The 17849-nt window shown below is 37.4% G+C and carries 18 protein-coding genes and 1 tRNA gene; 3 read left to right on the forward strand and 16 right to left on the reverse strand.

Translation table 11 applies throughout. From position 1 onward, the window contains the following. Positions 1–6: 6 nt before the first annotated feature. From PSR12_RS16745 to gabT, 5 genes are all read right to left on the reverse strand, one after another. A complete protein-coding gene (locus PSR12_RS16745; RefSeq protein ID WP_221680922.1) occupies positions 7–1449 on the reverse strand; it encodes a YfcC family protein in 1443 nt (480 codons plus the stop codon). A gap of 271 nt (positions 1450–1720) precedes the next feature. Further along, positions 1721–2992: an MFS transporter gene (locus PSR12_RS16750; protein ID WP_274769820.1), complete on the reverse strand. Its 1272-nt coding sequence runs from the start codon at positions 2990–2992 to the stop codon at positions 1721–1723. A gap of 127 nt (positions 2993–3119) precedes the next feature. Continuing rightward, on the reverse strand, positions 3120–4307 hold the full coding sequence (locus PSR12_RS16755; protein WP_274769822.1) for a metal-dependent hydrolase family protein: 1188 nt from the start codon (positions 4305–4307) through the stop codon (positions 3120–3122). A 123-nt stretch (positions 4308–4430) separates the two neighbouring features. Then, positions 4431–5822: an NAD-dependent succinate-semialdehyde dehydrogenase gene (locus PSR12_RS16760; RefSeq protein WP_221680924.1), complete on the reverse strand. Its 1392-nt coding sequence runs from the start codon at positions 5820–5822 to the stop codon at positions 4431–4433. Between the two features lie 24 nt (positions 5823–5846). Continuing rightward, the gene (gene gabT / locus PSR12_RS16765; RefSeq protein WP_274769824.1) at positions 5847–7148 is read right to left on the reverse strand and encodes a 4-aminobutyrate--2-oxoglutarate transaminase; all 1302 of its coding nucleotides are present in this window, start codon (positions 7146–7148) and stop codon (positions 5847–5849) included. Between the two features lie 111 nt (positions 7149–7259). Between gabT and gabR the strand changes: the two genes are divergently transcribed. Then, positions 7260–8675, forward strand: a complete 1416-nt coding sequence (gene gabR / locus PSR12_RS16770; protein ID WP_274769826.1) for a MocR-like transcriptional regulator GabR — start codon at positions 7260–7262, stop codon at positions 8673–8675. A gap of 417 nt (positions 8676–9092) precedes the next feature. Here the strand turns inward: gabR and PSR12_RS16775 are convergent. Continuing rightward, positions 9093–9166: transfer RNA gene (locus PSR12_RS16775), tRNA-Arg, on the reverse strand. Between the two features lie 221 nt (positions 9167–9387). Here PSR12_RS16775 and PSR12_RS16780 point away from each other — a divergent pair. Together PSR12_RS16780 and PSR12_RS16785 are read left to right on the forward strand one after the other, a co-directional pair. Continuing rightward, complete coding sequence (locus tag PSR12_RS16780) at positions 9388–10134, forward strand: SDR family NAD(P)-dependent oxidoreductase (RefSeq protein ID WP_274769828.1); 747 nt, start codon at positions 9388–9390, stop codon at positions 10132–10134. A gap of 93 nt (positions 10135–10227) precedes the next feature. Further along, the gene (locus tag PSR12_RS16785) at positions 10228–10878 is read left to right on the forward strand and encodes a hypothetical protein (protein ID WP_274769829.1); all 651 of its coding nucleotides are present in this window, start codon (positions 10228–10230) and stop codon (positions 10876–10878) included. Here PSR12_RS16785 and PSR12_RS16790 read toward each other — a convergent pair. The 10 genes from PSR12_RS16790 to PSR12_RS16835 form a co-directional block, all read right to left on the reverse strand. Then, entirely contained in the window at positions 10875–11573 is a 699-nt protein-coding gene (locus tag PSR12_RS16790) for a YqjF family protein (protein WP_274769831.1), read from the reverse strand. The two genes, PSR12_RS16785 and PSR12_RS16790, sit on opposite strands and share 4 nt — an antisense overlap. 58 nt (positions 11574–11631) lie before the next feature. Continuing rightward, the gene (locus PSR12_RS16795; RefSeq protein ID WP_004226448.1) at positions 11632–11793 is read right to left on the reverse strand and encodes a DUF2639 domain-containing protein; all 162 of its coding nucleotides are present in this window, start codon (positions 11791–11793) and stop codon (positions 11632–11634) included. Positions 11794–11901: 108 nt separating this feature from the next. Further along, entirely contained in the window at positions 11902–13362 is a 1461-nt protein-coding gene (locus tag PSR12_RS16800) for a protein adenylyltransferase SelO (protein ID WP_274769833.1), read from the reverse strand. A gap of 129 nt (positions 13363–13491) precedes the next feature. Next, on the reverse strand, positions 13492–13995 hold the full coding sequence (locus PSR12_RS16805) for a metallophosphoesterase (protein WP_221680939.1): 504 nt from the start codon (positions 13993–13995) through the stop codon (positions 13492–13494). A 12-nt stretch (positions 13996–14007) separates the two neighbouring features. Further along, on the reverse strand, positions 14008–14601 hold the full coding sequence (locus PSR12_RS16810) for an XTP/dITP diphosphatase (protein ID WP_221680940.1): 594 nt from the start codon (positions 14599–14601) through the stop codon (positions 14008–14010). A 1-nt stretch (position 14602) separates the two neighbouring features. Beyond that, a complete protein-coding gene (gene rph, locus PSR12_RS16815; protein ID WP_221680941.1) occupies positions 14603–15352 on the reverse strand; it encodes a ribonuclease PH in 750 nt (249 codons plus the stop codon). 132 nt (positions 15353–15484) lie between these two features. After that, the gene (gene racE, locus PSR12_RS16820) at positions 15485–16282 is read right to left on the reverse strand and encodes a glutamate racemase (protein ID WP_004226440.1); all 798 of its coding nucleotides are present in this window, start codon (positions 16280–16282) and stop codon (positions 15485–15487) included. A gap of 10 nt (positions 16283–16292) precedes the next feature. Then, positions 16293–16745: a MarR family winged helix-turn-helix transcriptional regulator gene (locus tag PSR12_RS16825; protein ID WP_016991542.1), complete on the reverse strand. Its 453-nt coding sequence runs from the start codon at positions 16743–16745 to the stop codon at positions 16293–16295. Between the two features lie 74 nt (positions 16746–16819). Continuing rightward, positions 16820–17041: a helix-turn-helix domain-containing protein gene (locus PSR12_RS16830; protein ID WP_004226437.1), complete on the reverse strand. Its 222-nt coding sequence runs from the start codon at positions 17039–17041 to the stop codon at positions 16820–16822. Positions 17042–17227: 186 nt separating this feature from the next. Further along, positions 17228–17692, reverse strand: a complete 465-nt coding sequence (locus PSR12_RS16835; protein ID WP_274769844.1) for an acyl-CoA thioesterase — start codon at positions 17690–17692, stop codon at positions 17228–17230. Between the last annotated feature and the right edge of the window lie 157 nt (positions 17693–17849).

The raw sequence follows: 17849 nt of genomic DNA on the forward strand, positions 1-17849 counted from the left end.
CGTTTTTTATGGTCCAAAGTTAATTACTACTGCGATAATCACAAATAATATTTCTAAAGTAAATATAAATAGGAAAAGTGGCCATAAAAATTTATACCAACGATCCATAGGAATACATGCAATTCCACATATTACAGCAACCGAATTTGGCCATATCATATTGGCGAATCCATCTCCCAACTGAAAAGCTAAAACTGCAATCTGTCTATTTACTTCAAGCACATCCGCCAGTGGGACCATAATAGGCATAGATGTCACTGCCTGAGCACTTGCCGAATACAAAAAGAAATTCAATATTGTTTGTAAAACCAACATAGCCGATGCTGCAATATGAGGGGATACTCCATCTATTGTTGATGCAGTATAATGAACAATTGAATCAATTATACGGCCATTTTCTAAAACGACTAAAACAGCATTAGCCATACCGATAATTAAGACACCAAAAGTTGCATTTTTACAAGCTTCAATAAAAACTTCGGATATTTGACTAAAATTCATTTTGTTTACTAATCCAATGACTATCATCGCGATGATTAAAACCCCTGCCAGTTCCTTAAGATACCATTGATATTTAGCTGTTCCAAATACAAGCGTACAAATTGTAAGTGCAAATAAAATGATGCTAATCTTATGTCGAGTTGTAAATTCCAAATTTACAAGGTTGTTTGAACTTACATTTGATAGAAAAGAAAAATTAACATCTTTCACAACACTCTTCTCAGGGTTTGCCTTTATCTTTCTAGCATAACGCATTACATAGGTAATAGATAATGTCATGAAACATATAAAAATAATCATACGAAAACCGATACCAGAGAACATGGGAACATCAGCAATACTTTGGGCAATTCCAATAGTAAATGGATTGGTCAAAGCTGCTGCGAATCCGGTAGCTACACCTATATAGACAACCGCCAGACCAACAATTGCATCATAGCCAAGTGCTATCATAATTCCCATCATTAGAGGTATATACCCATAGCTTTCTTCATACATACCAAAAGTAGCTCCCATGAGGCCAAACATAACCATGAATACAGGTATAATTAGTATCTCTTTTCCCTTCGTCTTTCGAACAAGTGCTCCAACTCCACTATTGAAAGCACCAGTTTTCGTAAGCATAAATATAAAGCCATACGAAAAAAAGACATAGAAAATAATTTCTGATCCCCGTAACATCCCTTCGTACATACTAGTAGTTATATCAAAAATACCGACTGGAGATTGCTCAACATGCTGATATGATCCTGGAACCACAACTTGTCTTTGTGTAACTGGATCATCCACTCGCTTAAATTCACCAGCTGGTATAATGTATGTTAATAAAGAAACTACGATAAGAATGATACCCATAATGACATAACTATGAGGCATCGAGATTTTGAATTTTTTCTTATTTGATTTCTGAGACTTAACCCCCGATAAACTTACTTCACTTTTCTCCATACTTTTCCCCCAATAATTAAAACTTTTCTATATAATTGTTCATAAATAGTAAAAGACTGTATTAATGTGTAAATAAAAGAACATCCAAACTGGATAGAAAACTTTTCAGTAAAAAGTGTTTATATGCACTTCGCAAATTGTTCAATGTTCATTTCTTGTAATATATACCTCCAAATATTATGTAAAAAATTTATAACATAGCTAAATGGAGGCTAGAAGGGGATTAAACACTTTCAAAACAACGATTCTTTGCTCATGAAAGGAAAGAATATTAATCCTCTTTTGAAGAATGGTCAATTTTCATATTATAAAGAACGATCGTTGTGATAATCGCACTAAAAATAATATAAAAAGAAGGTGCTATACTCATATTTGTTTTTTGAATTAGATAAGTCGAAATAAATGGTGCAGTTCCTCCAAAACAAGCAACAGCTACGTTATAACTAAAAGAAAGTGTACTATGTCGAACTTTCACTGGAAAAATCTCTACAACAGTAGCAACACCAGGTCCTGAATAAATGGCAATTAAAAGAGCATAGATAATCATAGCAATAACAATCAAAACTGAGTTTCCTGAAGCAATCATTTGGAAAAGAGGATAAATTAAAATCCCTAGTGATATCGATGACGTTAAGAGCAGTGGCTTGCGACCCACTCGGTCAGAAATATATCCGAAAATCGGTACAAAAAATAAAATGATTAAAGGTGCGATAATTTTCGCAATTAAAGACACATTATTTGGTAATCCGAGAACTCCAGTTAAATAAGAGGGAATAAAAGTTAGTAACCCATAATATGATACCGTCCAAAAGATCGTAAAGCCAATCCCTGTTAGCATATGTTTTTTGTACTTTCTGAATAGTACAAAAATATTTTCTATAGATTTAACTTCGTTTTGTTTCGCTTGCTCAAACTGTGTAGATTCGCTCGCATTACGACGAATATAAAGTCCAGCTATTCCAAGCACTCCCGAAAGAATGAAGGGAATTCTCCATCCCCATGCTTCTAACATTGGAGCAGGCATTGTTGTCGTTAATATGACAAATAAAATAACCCCACTTAATGAACCGATTGAAACACTTACTTCTTGGAAACTACCCCAAAATCCGCGAGATTGTTTATTTGCTGATTCAACTATATAAGAGGCTGCTGCACCATATTCTCCACCAGCAGAAAAGCCTTGAGATAGTCTTGCGAATAAGAGTAAAATTGGAGCCCAAATACCGATTACTTCATGACTTGGAATCACACCCATTAAAAATGTCGCGAAAGTCATTATAAATATCGTTAAAGAAAGAGCTTTTTTCCTTCCCACTTTATCACCGTAACGTCCAATCACAAGTGCACCAACTGGTCGCATTAAAAATCCAACAGCAAATGTTGCGAACGTTTGCAAAAGACTGGATAATGAATCATCTGTTATAAAAACATTAGCTGCAATAAAAGTTGCAAAATAAGCATAAATACTATAGTCAAACCATTCAACGATATTCCCAATACTTCCAGCGAAAACTGATTTACGAATTTCCCTATTATTTTTCATAGTTGTAGTGATAATAAGAAAAACCCCATTTCTTTAGGTTTATTGTGAAGAGACATTGAAATTTTTTGAAGAGATTGATTAATTGATAAAATGAATACGTTATCATTTTAAAGATTGCTTAATGGAATTAATAATCCATTAAGCAATCGTTCACTGTTTTACCGTTTTTTAGAACTTTTTTCTTTTTTGACAATACACTTAAATCATCTAGTGGATTACTTGGTAATATAAGAAGGTCTGCTTTCCTTCCTACTGCTATTACACCTCGGTCTTTAAGATCAAGACACTCTGCAGCTACCCTTGTAGAAGCTTGAATCACTTGCATTGGTGTCATTCCGACATCCTCCATAAAAAGCAATTCATCAAAGTAAGCGTCAGGTCCAGTTACTGAAGATCCCGCATCCGTACCAGTAACTATTTTCACACCGAGGTCAATTGCAATTTTCATCATACTGCGATGTGGATCTAACACTTTTTCTGATTTAATTCGAACCCATTCCGGGACACGTTCATCATATGCTAGACGTTTGTATACTTCCAAAGTCGGGATTAAATAAGTTCCTTGTTCTTTCATTTGACGTAAAGCTACTTCATTTGCGTAAATACCATGTTCAATCGTATCTATTTTAACTTCTAAGCAAGTTAGAATTCCTTCTAGTCCCCCTGTATGGGCAGCAACTTTTCTATTACGTTTTTTTGCTTCTTCGACAACAGCTTGCAACTCAGATTTCGTTAACTGAGATGAACCTGGTTCTTCTCCAAAAGTTGTCATTCCACCGGTTGCCATTACCTTTATAAAATCAGCGCCATCTTTAAACAATTGTCTTGTTGCTTTTCTTGCTTCATGTGGACCGTCAATTTCTTTACAAATATGATACACATGTCCACCAGTCATTGATAAAGCTTCACCACAACAAATAATCGTTGGTCCCAAAAGCAATCCTTGATTAATCGTATTACGTAATTCAATTATTGTTCTGTGGATCGAGCCAACATCACGAACTGATGTAATTCCTAATGATAATGTTCTTAACGCATTGCGATAAGCTTTTAAAGCAATAAAACTATCATCTTGGTCATGCATAATAAATTCATCTTCTGCACTTCCATTCCAAATTAAATGAACATGTGCATCTATCAATCCTGGCATTACATACTGAGTTGAGCAATCTATGACGATATCATTTTTAGTAGTTTCTACAGGTTCATTTGTCATTTCTATAATTATCTCGTCTTCAATAATAATATTTAAAGATGAAATGACTTCTTTCGATACTCCGTCAATGACATTAGCATGTTTCAAAATTGTTTTCACAAGTATCCTCCTCTAGACTAATCACTTAACTAATTTAAACGTACGTTAACGGAAATCCACTTTATACTTCCAAACATTTGTACTCAGATAGTTGAGGTAATCAATTAATCTGTGAATCTACCATTACACTAAGTTACCAATGGATAGATACTTTGTTTCCAAGTAAGGTTCAATACCTTCAATACCACCTTCTCGTCCAAGACCACTTTCCTTCATTCCCCCAAAAGGACTGTGAGCAGCAGACGGAGCTCCGTCATTCCATCCAATAATTCCGAAATCCAAGTGATCATGTAGGTACATACCAACTCGATAATCATTGGTAAAGAAATACGCTGCTAAACCATACGGTGTGCTATTAGCAATTTCAACAGCTTCTTCGATAGTTTTGAAACTGATAATTGGTGCAATGGGACCAAATGTTTCTTCTTGCATAATAGCCATACTTGCATCGATATTTTTCAATACTGTAGGATATACAAAAAAGGAACTTTGTTCTTTATTCACATCGTATTTGTTTCCTGTTAGCACTTCCGCACCTTTTGCTACCGCATCTTCGACTTGAGCAACAATTTTATTAAAGCCTTTTTCATTGATAATCGGGCCAATATCCACGTTAGTATCCATCCCATTTCCTACTGTCAATTTATTTACTGCTGCAGTTAACTTTTCAGAGAAGGCCTCGATAACGTTCTCATCTACAAGAATACGGTTTGCACAGACACATGTTTGTCCAGCGTTCCTAAATTTAGAAATAATCGTTTGACTGACTGCATAGTCTAAATCAGCATCCTCAACAATAATTAGTGGTGCATGTCCACCAAGTTCCATAGTGAGATGCTTAACTGTTTCTGCACTATTCTTCATTAACACTTTTCCAACAGGGGTTGAACCAGTAAACGTAATTTTGCGTATAAATTCACTATCCGTAAATAACTTCCCAACAACTGGACCTTGACCGTTTACATATTGGATAACATCAGTTGGAATACCAACTTCATGTGCAAGTTCTATCAGTCGCATCGTTGTTAATGGTGTTTCTTCTGCCGGTTTCACAACAAATGAACAACCAGCAGCTAAAGCAGGCGCTGCCTTTCTCGTCATCATAGCCGCAGGGAAATTCCAAGGCGTAATAGCAGCAACCATACCTATTGGTTGACGGCTAACTACGATTCGTTTTGTTTCAGAAGATGCTGGGATTGTTCGTCCGTAAATACGTACAGCTTCTTCCGCATACCAATCAATATAGCTAGTTGCATAATTAATTTCACCAACAGCTTCACTAAGAGGTTTTCCATTCTCTTTCGTAATGATTTCAGCAAGCTCTGCCTTATGTTCTTGGATTTTTCTTGCCCAATCCTTTAATAATCTAGAACGTTCATGTGCATTTACTTTCGCCCATTTCTTAAAACCGGTTTGACCATTTTCCAATATTAACTTAATTTCTTGTTCTGTATGACAACTTATTTCCTTTAATATCTCACCTGTAGCTGGATTCATTATTTTCAATGTTTCCATATCGCGGCACTTCCTTTGTTCGATTTAATTGAAAGCAACTTCCAAGATAGCCAATCCTTTATCAAGCTCTTCATCCGTAATGACAAGTGGAGCTAAGAAACGAATGACATTTCCGTTTAAACCTGCAGACAATAACAACAGCCCATTTGCATTTGCATACTTAACAATTTCAGCTGTTTTCTCTTTATCGGGTACTTTTTCGTTACAATTATTTACGATTTCTACTGCAACCATAGATCCCAAACGACGGATTTCTCCTACGAACGAATGTCGTTCAGCCAGTTCATGCAATTTGGACTCGATTTTTTTCCCCATATCTTCAGATTTAATAAGAAGATTCTCTTCTTCAATAATATCGATGACAGCTAGTGCAGCAGCACACGCAACTGGACTTCCTGCATATGTACCTCCTAATTCACCAGGGGCTGCGGCATTTAATATCTCCGTTCTACCGACAACACCACTTAAAGGTAGTCCTGCCGCTAAAGATTTCGAAACTGTTGTAATATCTGCAGCAATTCCAAAGTGTTCCATTGCAAACATTTTTCCGGTTCTACCAAACCCAGTTTGAATTTCGTCTGCTATAAAAACAATCCCATGCTCTTTGCAGAAAGCACTTACAGCTTCCACAAATTTCTTTGGTGGAATTACAAAGCCACCTTCTCCTTGTACGGGTTCCATTACAACACACGCAACTGTTTCTGGAGCTACTGTCGCAATAAAGAAGTCTTTGAACTCTTGAATTACTCTATCAACATATGCTTCATCCGACATTTCACTTGGTTTGTGATACAGATATGGATAAGGAGCTTGATAAATTTCAGATGGGAAAGGGCCAAATCCAAATTTATAAGGCTTAACCTTACTTGTCATTCCCATTGTCATATTCGTACGTCCGTGGAATCCACGTACAAATGATACAACTGCTTGTCTTCCTGTATACTTTCTAGAAATCTTAACAGCATTCTCAACAGCTTCTGCACCAGAATTGAATAAAATTGCCTGTTTTTCAAAATCCCCTGGTACGAGCTCACATAGTTTTTCCGCTAGATTAATATACCCTTCGTACATCATTACATTAAAACCAGGATGCAAGAATTTTTCAACTTGTGAATTCACTGCAGCAGTCACTTTCGGATGACTATGCCCCACATTCAACGTGCCAATTGCACTCGCAAAGTCTATCCATTTATTCTGATTGACATCCGTGATTGTAGCCCCAAACGCATGGTGTGCTATGTTTAGATTTCCATTACTAACACCTTTAGGTACAAACTTTTTTCTTTTATTCTGTAATTCTTCAGTTAAATTATTTCTTAAATACACAATTATTCTCTCCTTCATTACAAGATACTGTAATTATGCAAATTATCTGATACAATGAAAAGTATCAGAAATCAATATTACAAGGTACCAGATACAGAAAGGAGGAATTAAATGTTTTTTCTAAAATCAGATATAACTGGTAATGATATACATATTTATCAACAAATTTGCATTGGAATAAAAGAACAAATATTATCAGGTGCACTTCTACCTAATGAAAAATTACCATCAAAAAGAAAGTTAGCTGACATGTTGAAAGTTAGCGTTAATTCGGTAACAAATGCATACGAGCAGCTTTTAGCAGAAGGGTATATCTATTCTTTAGAAAGAAAAGGGTATTATGTAGAAAATATAACTAAATTAGTTAAAAAAAATAAAAATATAAACATATTCCCGAAGGATTTAAAAGAAGACTTTAGAAAAGAAGATGGTTGGCTATCCCTCTCACATATGACGTCGGATATCTCGGTTTTCCCTTTTAATGAATGGATGAAATGCCAACGTATAGCTATCCATAATCACCAAAATGATCTTGCAGAAATCGTCCATCCACAGGGGCCTTATTTAGTGCGAAAAACCCTCTCTAGATTGATTGCATTATCTCGCGGTGTGATTTGTGAACCCGAGCAAATTGTCTTTGGTGATAGTACCCAAACCTTAATCAGGAATCTTATTAGCATGCAGGAAGGCAATCCAATAGTTGCTGTAGAAGATCCGGGTTATTCCCGGTTATATACGATGTTAAAAATTATTACGAGCAATGTATTAACTATTGAATTAGATGATAAAGGAATCGATATCGAGAAGGTTGAGTCTTCAGGGGCAAAGTTCCTTTTTGTTACCCCATCACATCAGTTTCCAACTGGTATTATTATGCCCATCTCCAGGCGCATAGAGCTTCTAAATTGGTCTATACAAACACAGAATCGCTATATAGTTGAAGATGATTATGATAGTGAATTTAAGTACAAAACTGATAATATACCTTCATTACAAAGCTTGGACACTAATCAACGTGTCATCTATATCGGTACATTTTCTAAAACGATGTTTCCAGGAGTTCGAATTAGTTATATGGTACTACCACCTAAATTATTGAAAGAATATCGGCAGCAATTTTCAAACTTAATACAAGGTAGTAATTCTCTGGGTCTATTCGCCTTACACTATTTCATCGAACAAGGTTATTACGATCGACATGTTAAAAGAATGAATCTACTTTATGAAATGAAAAGAGATCTGATTATTAAAGAATTATATCTTCGATTTGGTGATGACATTCAAATAAAGGATGTTTCAGCTGGATTACATTTTCTAGCAAGATTTAAAACAATTAAAACCTACGAAGAAATTAAAGCAATGGCAATCCAAAGGAAGCTGGAGATTTATTCAATGAGACGGTTTATGCTGAAAAATAAATACCACATTAAAAATAAAATTGAGCTCATTGTCGGATTCGCAACTATCGATGAAAAAGATATTGTTGATGCTGTGGAGAGGTTGTATCAAATCATTAAAGGATTTTAGTGAATTATAATAAAAAGAGGCGATACTTCGGAAAACTTTTTGGTTATTCGCAAATTGAAACCGTAAAGAAGCAGTACATCGCTACCTATATTGAAAAGCATATCTCAAAACAATTGACGCAGGCGTTGTATATATCATGTACATCTGGTTGAATAAATAGTCTCAATAAAAAGAGCCATCACAAAAATTGTGAAGGCTCTCACTCAGAATTCTAAGTCTGCCCATCTAACTTTTTGCCCTTAGTGCAATAACAGTTACAAAACGACTTAGTAATACTTTTTCTTGTGTAGAAACTTTTCATTTTCTATCCTTTTCTAACATATTCTCAAAAAAAGGAAAAGCGCCTCAAACCCTTTATATTAAAGGATTTGAAGCGCTTTTCATTTGGTTCAAACTTAATCTATCTGAACCTTAAGACGTCCCAGGAGGGATTCGAACCCCCGACCGACGGCTTAGAAGGCCGTTGCTCTATCCTGCTGAGCTACTGAGACATGATGTCATTTCTTATGTATATCATAGGAAGGACAATATTTATTATATGTACTTTATAGCATAATGTCAACATTAATTTTACTATGCAGGCAAGGTTTGCCTCATATTTTTTATCATATGTTGCTACAGCATCCATTATACCATTTCTTCACCCTCTTAACAGGACGGATAGCAAAATATTTGCTACACTATTGGCGATACAAAAGTAGGAGGTTTGTGGATGTTTAAAGATTTAGTCGTTATTGTCACAGGTGGTGCACAAGGGATTGGTAAGGGTATTACGCTTGCATATGCACAACAAGGTGCAAAAGTGGTGATTGCTGATTTGAATGCAGGCTTAGGTCAACAGTTAGAACAGGATATGCTTGCTCAAGGCTACTCTGCATTATTTGTTCCAACGGATGTGACAAAGGAACAGGATATCATTCATTTGATGCAGCAGGCTGTGGAGCATTATGGAACCATTCATATTTTAATTAATAATGCTGGGAAGTTCCAGCATCAATCTCCTTACGAGGTGACGTTTGATGAGTGGCAGGATTTGTTGCAGACGAATTTAACGGGTACCTTTTTCTGTGCCAGAGAGGCTGCAAAAGTGATGCGGCATAATGCAAAGGGTGGTTCCATTGTTTCGCTGGCCTCAACGCGAGCTGAAATGTCAGAGCCTCAAACAGAAGCTTATGCGGCTACAAAGGGTGGTATCATAGCATTAACACATGCTTTAGCGCGATCTTTAGGGCCAGATCAAATTACGGTGAATTGTATTTCACCTGGGTGGATTGAAACAGGTGATTACGAGGCACTACGGCCAATCGATCATGCGCAGCATTTGTCAGGAAGGGTTGGTCTGCCTGAAGATATTGCACAGGCTTGTCTCTATTTAACAAACCCTATGAATAACTTTGTGACAGGTATTAATCTTACAGTTGATGGTGGCATGACGAAGAAAATGATGTATGAGGCGTAATTTTGTGGTCTCTTCTTTTCTTTCTTGTTCTTCATACTCCGAGATTCCTTGGAGTATGCTACTGTAGGAGAAAGAACAAGAAGGAGTGAAGCCTTGTACCCCTATTCAAATGGTTTTTCATTAAGCCAGCTGTATCATGCCCCCTATACGCAGTATACGGCTCCGATTCGTCACTTTTTACAGTCAAATGATTACCGACGCTGTATTAGTAAAGCCGAAGCAGACTTTATGGCTATGAACCGTTTACTTTGGATGGAGCATGTGAATTGGACACGGATGACTATTATAAGCATTGTGTTTAATTTACCTGATTTACCCTTTGTGCAGCAGCGTTTGCTACGCAATGCAACCGATTTAGGGAATTGTTTACGCCCCTTTTACGGTGACTCCGTGGCGGATCGTTATGCAGCTTTAATTAAAGAGCATCTGGTAATTGCGGCTCAATTAGTGACAGCTGCTGCGAAAGGTGACGCTACCACAGCGGAAGCAAAAGAGAGGGAATGGTATCGTAATGCAGATGATATTGCTTTCTTTTTGCATACAATCAATCCATACCTAAGTAGAGAGGCAGTACAAAAAATGTTTTATACGCATTTAGCTTTAACGAAAAATGAAGCTGTCACGATGATACAAAAAGATTATCAGGCAGATGTAGAGGTATTTGATGAAATTGAAGCAGAGGCACTTGCGATGTCAGATATGATTGCCAGCGCCATCGTTATGCAATTTTGCTACCTCTTTTAATGCAAAGATCTTGATGGATTTATGATCATTTTATGCTCTACTGCTGGAGGAAAAACTCTCGCCGTTTTGTTTTTGGCATAATGAGCACGAGGCTGCATGTCCTGAAGTTTCCCCTTCATAAAAGAGGCTAATGTATTGCTTTGAATCGTTACGTTGGCTCGCTTTAATTCCCATGGGGAGTGGTGAATATCAATGCGAAAAAGTGTATCCTTCCATTTCGCCCATGAATGGTAGCGCTCTACAATCCAACGGTCAAAATTAGTATTGGTCTTGTCTCCTATTGTATAAATAACCCTCAATCTTTCGTCACATGCTTTGTAATGGCTTGTGTATGAATAGTGATTCCCTCTTTGTTTTACTAGGATGTTGGAATGGCGATATGGCAAGCTACCTATTGCCGTGATTTTTGATAGGAAATAATTCGTCACATCTAAATGAAAAAAATAGATGCCTTTCATGCCGTTATACTCCACATATGTTCGGACATTCAATTGTAAATAGGTATTCATCCCAGGAAGAGGTGGTAGAAAGCGTAGCCGATGTCGATAAACTTTAAAAAGGACAGCACTAAGCCAAGCATTTTGTTCAAAGAGATCGAGCTTCAGTTCTTTAGGTACATGTTTTTCGAGTTCTTGAGGGGCTATTGGCCAATGTAAAAATAGAACATCTTGCCATGTTTGAGTCATCATCCACATCGTAAAACTCCTTTCTAATCACTAGTTTTTCCTAGAAAGGAGTTCTTCAAACAAACGTCTATTGATCTTGCTCAGCAGACTCTATTTCGACATAACGATAATATAAGTTTCGTAATTCAGATTCTTTATATAAGCCTAAATGACTTTTAAATTGAGGATGAACCATTATTCCATGAGCACGTAATACTTTGACAAACCAACCCTTTGAATACTTATGCACCGACCCTATTCTCCTTTATTTTTATTCATACATAGAATATGCGTTTGAATACGGTAAAGTGCCTTTATACAAATAAAAAACGAGAGAATAAATAGCTCTCGTTTTTACTTATGTGCCACAAAACGTACGATATGGTTGATTCGTCGGTTCTGGTAATGAAGCGTATTCTTGTTGCTCTTTCGTATGAGCATAAGGCTGGGCAAGGACTTTTAGTAAGTTGTTCATCACACTATAATCGCCTCTTTCTACAGCCGCTTCCAAAGCTTCTTCTACCCTGTAGTTACGCGGAATAACAGCTGGATTATGTTGACGCATTAATTGTTGTGACATGTCTTTTGTTTGCTGCTGTCTCGCTAATCGAGCTTGCCATTTGTGATGCCAGTCTTTAAAAGCTGAAGCGTTAAACAATGGGGAATACTCCAATTGCTCAAACGTTAAGGCGATAAATGTATTCGTATAATCAGCTTGATATTGCTGCATAAGCTGAAGAAGCTCTTCAACAAGCTTGATGTCTTCTTGCTCCTCATTAAAAATGCCTAGCTTTGCACGCATTCCTTCCAACCAATTTTCTACATATAATTTCGGATACTGTTGTAGCGTTTCTTGTGCCAGTAGAATGGCTTTTTCTTGATCATCATCAATTAAAGGTAGTAAGGACTCTGCTAAGCGCGTTAGATTCCAGCCAGCGATATTGGGCTGATTTCCATAAGCATAGCGTCCTTGGTGATCAATCGAGCTAAACACAGTCGCAGGATCATAGATGTCCATGAATGCACAAGGACCATAATCAATGGTTTCACCGCTAATGGTCATATTATCGGTGTTCATGACGCCATGGATAAAGCCCACTAACTGCCACTTTGCTATAAGGGAGGCTTGTTTCTTTATGACTTCATTTAACAAATAAAGATAACGATTTTGATTGCCAATATTAGCTGAGTAATGTCGTTCTATTGCATAATCAGCTAAAAGCTGTAGCTCCTCATCTGTCCCCCATTGCGCAGCATATTGAAATGTCCCTACCCGCAAATGACTACTTGCAACTCTTGTGACAATAGCGCCTGGTAGTTCCGTTTCTCGAATAATCATTTCACCTGTAGTGACTACTGCTAGACTACGTGAAGTTGGGATCCCTAGTGCAAACATCGCTTCACTAATAATATATTCTCTTAGCATTGGACCTAATGCGGCTCGCCCGTCCCCACCGCGAGAATAAGGTGTTCTACCTGATCCTTTTAAAGCAATATCATACCGTTCCTTTTGAGGTGTGATTTGCTCCCCATATAATAGAGCCCTACCATCACCTAGCATATTAAAATGACCAAATTGATGCCCTGCGTAAGCCTGTGCAATCGGTTCACCACCTTCTGGAATTGTATTACCAGCTAAAACGGCTAATGCTTCCTCGCTCTTTAAAGCCTGAATGTCTAACCCAAGTGAGGCTGCAACTGATTCATTTAATAAGATCAATTTTGGTGAACGAACAGGATTTAACGATATGTCGGAATAAAAAATACTTGGTAGTTGAACGTAACTATTATTAAAATGCCAGCCAATTGTTTTTTTCATGTTTTCTCCTTTATTGCCTTTACGATTTATTTTTGCTATTTCAGCATGAATCATTCATAGGCAATTTTACCATTATCAGTAGCCCAAATAAAAATCCGCATACTTTACTAGTTATGCGGATTTTCTCTATTATTGTCGGTCAAATGTATATGTAGCCATACATTGATTATCATCTGTCATGCAATCAACTTTAAAAGATGTCGCATTGATTTCCACAACAGCAAAGCTTTTCTCTTTACGACCACGTGGTTTTAATAAGCTTCCTGGATTTAAAAATAGGATATCATCCATCATTTCGGCACCAAGAATATGTGAATGACCAAAGCAAACGATCTGTGCACCTACTTCTTTAGCCCGATAGGATAATGATAAGATGGAATTTTTCACATTGAATAAATGACCGTGTGTCACAAAAATCTTTACATCATGGACAGTGAAAATTTCTTCTTCAGGGAAAGCTTTCTCACGATCACAGTTTCCACGTACTTTTTTCAATCCTTCTAATGCCTCATGTGAATAGGGGAGTTCACTATCTCCACAATGAACCACAATATCTATTTCAGGATAAAAACCTTTAACCTTTTCGATGACATGGCTATCGCCATGTGTATCGCTCATAACAAGCATTTTCATGGATATCACCTCTTATTTGATAAGATTCGGTAATTGCTCCTTTAACTTGCGAATTGCATTGCCTCGGTGAGAAATAGAACCCTTTTCCTCTGGTGAAAGCTCAGCCATCATTCGATCTAAGCTTGGCACGAAAAAGATTGGATCATAGCCAAAGCCGTTCGTTCCACGCTTTTCATGGGCAATGACGCCTTCACATGTACCAAATACCGTTGTTGTTGCGAATTCAGGTCCTGCAATTGCAATACAGCAGCAAAAACGTGCTGTACGTTTGTCATCTTCCACACCTTGTAAATTTTCTAACAGTTTAATCATGTTTGCTTCATCGTCATGGTCACCAGCATAGCGAGCGGAGTACACACCTGGCTCACCATTTAATGCATCTACTGCTAAGCCACTGTCATCTGCAATAACAATGGTACCAAGCTCCTTCGCCAATGCTTCTGCTTTTAAGATGGCATTTTCTTCGAATGTTGTTCCTGTTTCTTCTATTTCCATATCTGGTGCTACTTCAAACATTGTTACGACCTCATAACCAAGTGGTCCAAACAATGCTTCAAAATCTTTTGCTTTTCCTTTATTTTTTGTGGCGATGACTACTTGTTTCATATTATTGATTCCCTCCAACCCTGTGTGCCAGTTCACCAAGCGTTATTTTTTGAAGCTCAACTAATTGTTGTATGCCTTTTTCACCTAATGCTAACAATTCATTTAGTTCTTCACGAGAAAAGGTAGCTTCCTCACCAGTACCCTGTAATTCAACAAATCGTCCTGCGCCTGTCATCACAATATTCATATCAACAGCTGCAGCCACATCTTCTACATAATTTAAATCAAGAATAGCACCTTGTTCTTCAACGATCCCAACACTTGTTGCTGCCAAAAAGTCTGTTACTGGGAATTTTTCAAATGGCTTTTCTTCAGCAAATTTAGCAATGGCCTGTGTCATGGCAACAAATGCTCCCGTAATGGATGCTGTACGAGTACCGCCATCTGCTTGAATGACATCACAGTCAATCCATACAGTACGTTCGCCTAGCGCCTCTAAATCGACTACAGCACGCAATGCACGCCCAATCAAACGCTGAATCTCCATTGTACGACCATTGACTTTCCCACGAGAGGATTCACGTGGTGTACGTTGAGCGGTTGCACGGGGCAACATGGAATACTCGGCAGTGATCCACCCTTTCCCTTGCCCACGTAAAAAACCAGGTACCTTGTCTTCAATCGTTGCGGTGCAAATTACTTTTGTATTACCTACTTGAATTAATACGGAGCCTTCAGGGTGTAATAGATACTCACTATCTAATTTCACAGGTCGTAGCCCATCTGCATTTCTACCATCAAATCTTGTCATATATTTCGTTCCTCCTAAAAACTTTCGCGCCCTCATCTTATCATAATTTATGCCATCAAAAAAGTCCTCGGTGGCTTATGTACAATGCCGAAAACGGCAAAAATCAGCCTAGCCTGTTGCTAAGCTGATTTTTTACTTTAATGTGATACGTTTTATGTCGAGAGTACCTTGCTCTAACCAATTCTCAGCAATCGAACGGAAAATTGGAACAGAACCAGTTGCAAAAAATCTATGAGCAGGCACCGCATTTGCATTTGCTAAAGTGCCATTATACGCTAACATTTCCTGTACATCCTTTGCTGTTTCCTCCGCAGAAGATAAAACATTCACATCTTCTCCGACAACAGCTTCAATTTGTTTTTGTAAAATAGGATAATGTGTACACCCTAAAATAACCGTATCAAATTGTCGATTTTTCAACGGCTTTAAGCCTTCTGCTATTAAATTATTTGCAAAGTCACCTTTATATTCGCCACTTTCTACAAGTGGTACGAATGTGGGACAAGCTAGTGGAATAATATGTGTTGACGTATTGAGTGACAATAAGGCTTCTTCATACGCCCCACTTTTAATTGTTCCTTCTGTTGCAAGCACAACGACTTCATGTCGCTTCGTTTTTTTTACAGCTGCACGTGCGCCAGCATTGATAACACCTAGTACTGGAAAAGGCATATTTCTTTGTAAACTTTCGAGTGCTACTGCAGTCGCTGTATTACAAGCTATAACGAGCATCTTAACATTCATTTTTTCGAGTGCTTTTGCCATTTGCCAAGTAAAATTCCGTACTTCCTGACGACTTCTTGGACCATACGGACACCTTGCTGTATCGCCAATATAATAAATCGTTTCGTTTGGCAATCGCTTCATGATTTCTTTTGCTACGGTTAAACCGCCTACTCCTGAGTCAATAACGCCTATCGGGGCATTCATACTTTCCGCCTCAATCCTGTTTCATGTGTACATGTAGTTTTTCTAAGTAGCTTGATAATTGCGCGACTTCTTGTTCATTAAAACCAACAAGCATCTCTTGCAAATATTGCTGTCTTTTTTCAATAACTTCTTGAATGATACGTTCGCCCTTTTCGAGAAGATGAACGACAACAACACGGCGATCATTTTCATCACGCACACGCTTGACTAATTCATTTTTCTCCATTCGGTCCACTAAATCTGTTGTCGTGCTAAAAGCTAAATATAAACGGTTTGATAATTCGCCAATTGTAATATCACCAAGCTCTTCTAACCACTGTAATGCAACAAATTGTGGCGGCGTAATCGCATAATCGGAAACAATTTCTCTTCCCTTTTGCTTCACGATGGCCGCTATATAGCGTAATTCCTTTTCAACCGTTGCAACGGTTTCAGGTGAGTGCTTTGTTACTTCATCCGACATATAACTATTTCACTCCTAAAAATACGTTGAATAGTTCTATTTTGTCGTTTTTTTCACGAAATAGCAAGTGTCCATTAGTCTAATTTAAATTCTTCCAAGCGTAACAGCTCAATTAACGCCTGAGATCGATTCGTTACACCTAGCTTTTGAATTGTATTGGAAATGTGATTTCGCACTGTTTTTTCACTAATACCAAGCTGCTCTGCAATATCTCTCGTTGTTTTTTCAGCTAATAAAAGCGCAAATATTTCACGTTCTCGGTTTGTTAAAAGAGAACGATGATGAGAGCCATTCATTCAGTTACACCCTCCTCCCCCGCACGTATTGTAACTTATGTTAAGGGGCAGGAAGCGGTGACGGCTATTTGCATGATTATTCCATGTTTCCTTAAAAATTTCGAAAATTACATTGTTACATTCATAAATTTTACGTAAAAAGTAAAACCTACTTTTTCAATGAATTTACATATACTTAATGTTGAACTAGTGAGGCAGAATGGCCAACTGAATGAATTTCGTTTTTTCTTCCTCTGAAATCGGCACACTTTTACCTGTACGAGGATCCATTTGCACAATTGTTCCACGACCAGTGAAACAGATTTCGTCCTTTTGATTTTTTGCTAGATAGTGAATGTCCATCGAAGAATTCCCAACTTGCGCAATTTTTGTATAGATTCGTAGTACGTCATCAAAGAAAACCTGCTTTACATAATCACATTGTAAATCGGCTACAATTGGTATAGATTTCACATTCTCTTCTCCAACTGAGGGCATTGAAATTCCTAAATGTCGGAAGTAATCAATTCTTGCTTGCTCAAAATATGTAAAGCTAATCGTATTGTTCATATGACCATACATGTCTGTTTCTGAAAATCGAACTCGTACCTCACTAAAAAATGAAAAAGCCTTTTCCCACTCTTGAAAATTATCGATATAATTTGCCTTCATGATATACCATCCCCTGTCATGTAATTGCCCGTCTTTTATCAATCGACGGCAAACAAAATGAATACTTATTCATTATAAAAGAAAATGCTATATTATCATAGAAAAAACGCGAATAAACAACTTGATAAATTTCATTTCTATAACTATAAAAAACTCC

It is taken from the genome of Lysinibacillus sp. G01H (genome assembly GCF_028872195.1).
GTDB classification, from domain to species: domain Bacteria; phylum Bacillota; class Bacilli; order Bacillales_A; family Planococcaceae; genus Lysinibacillus; species Lysinibacillus capsici.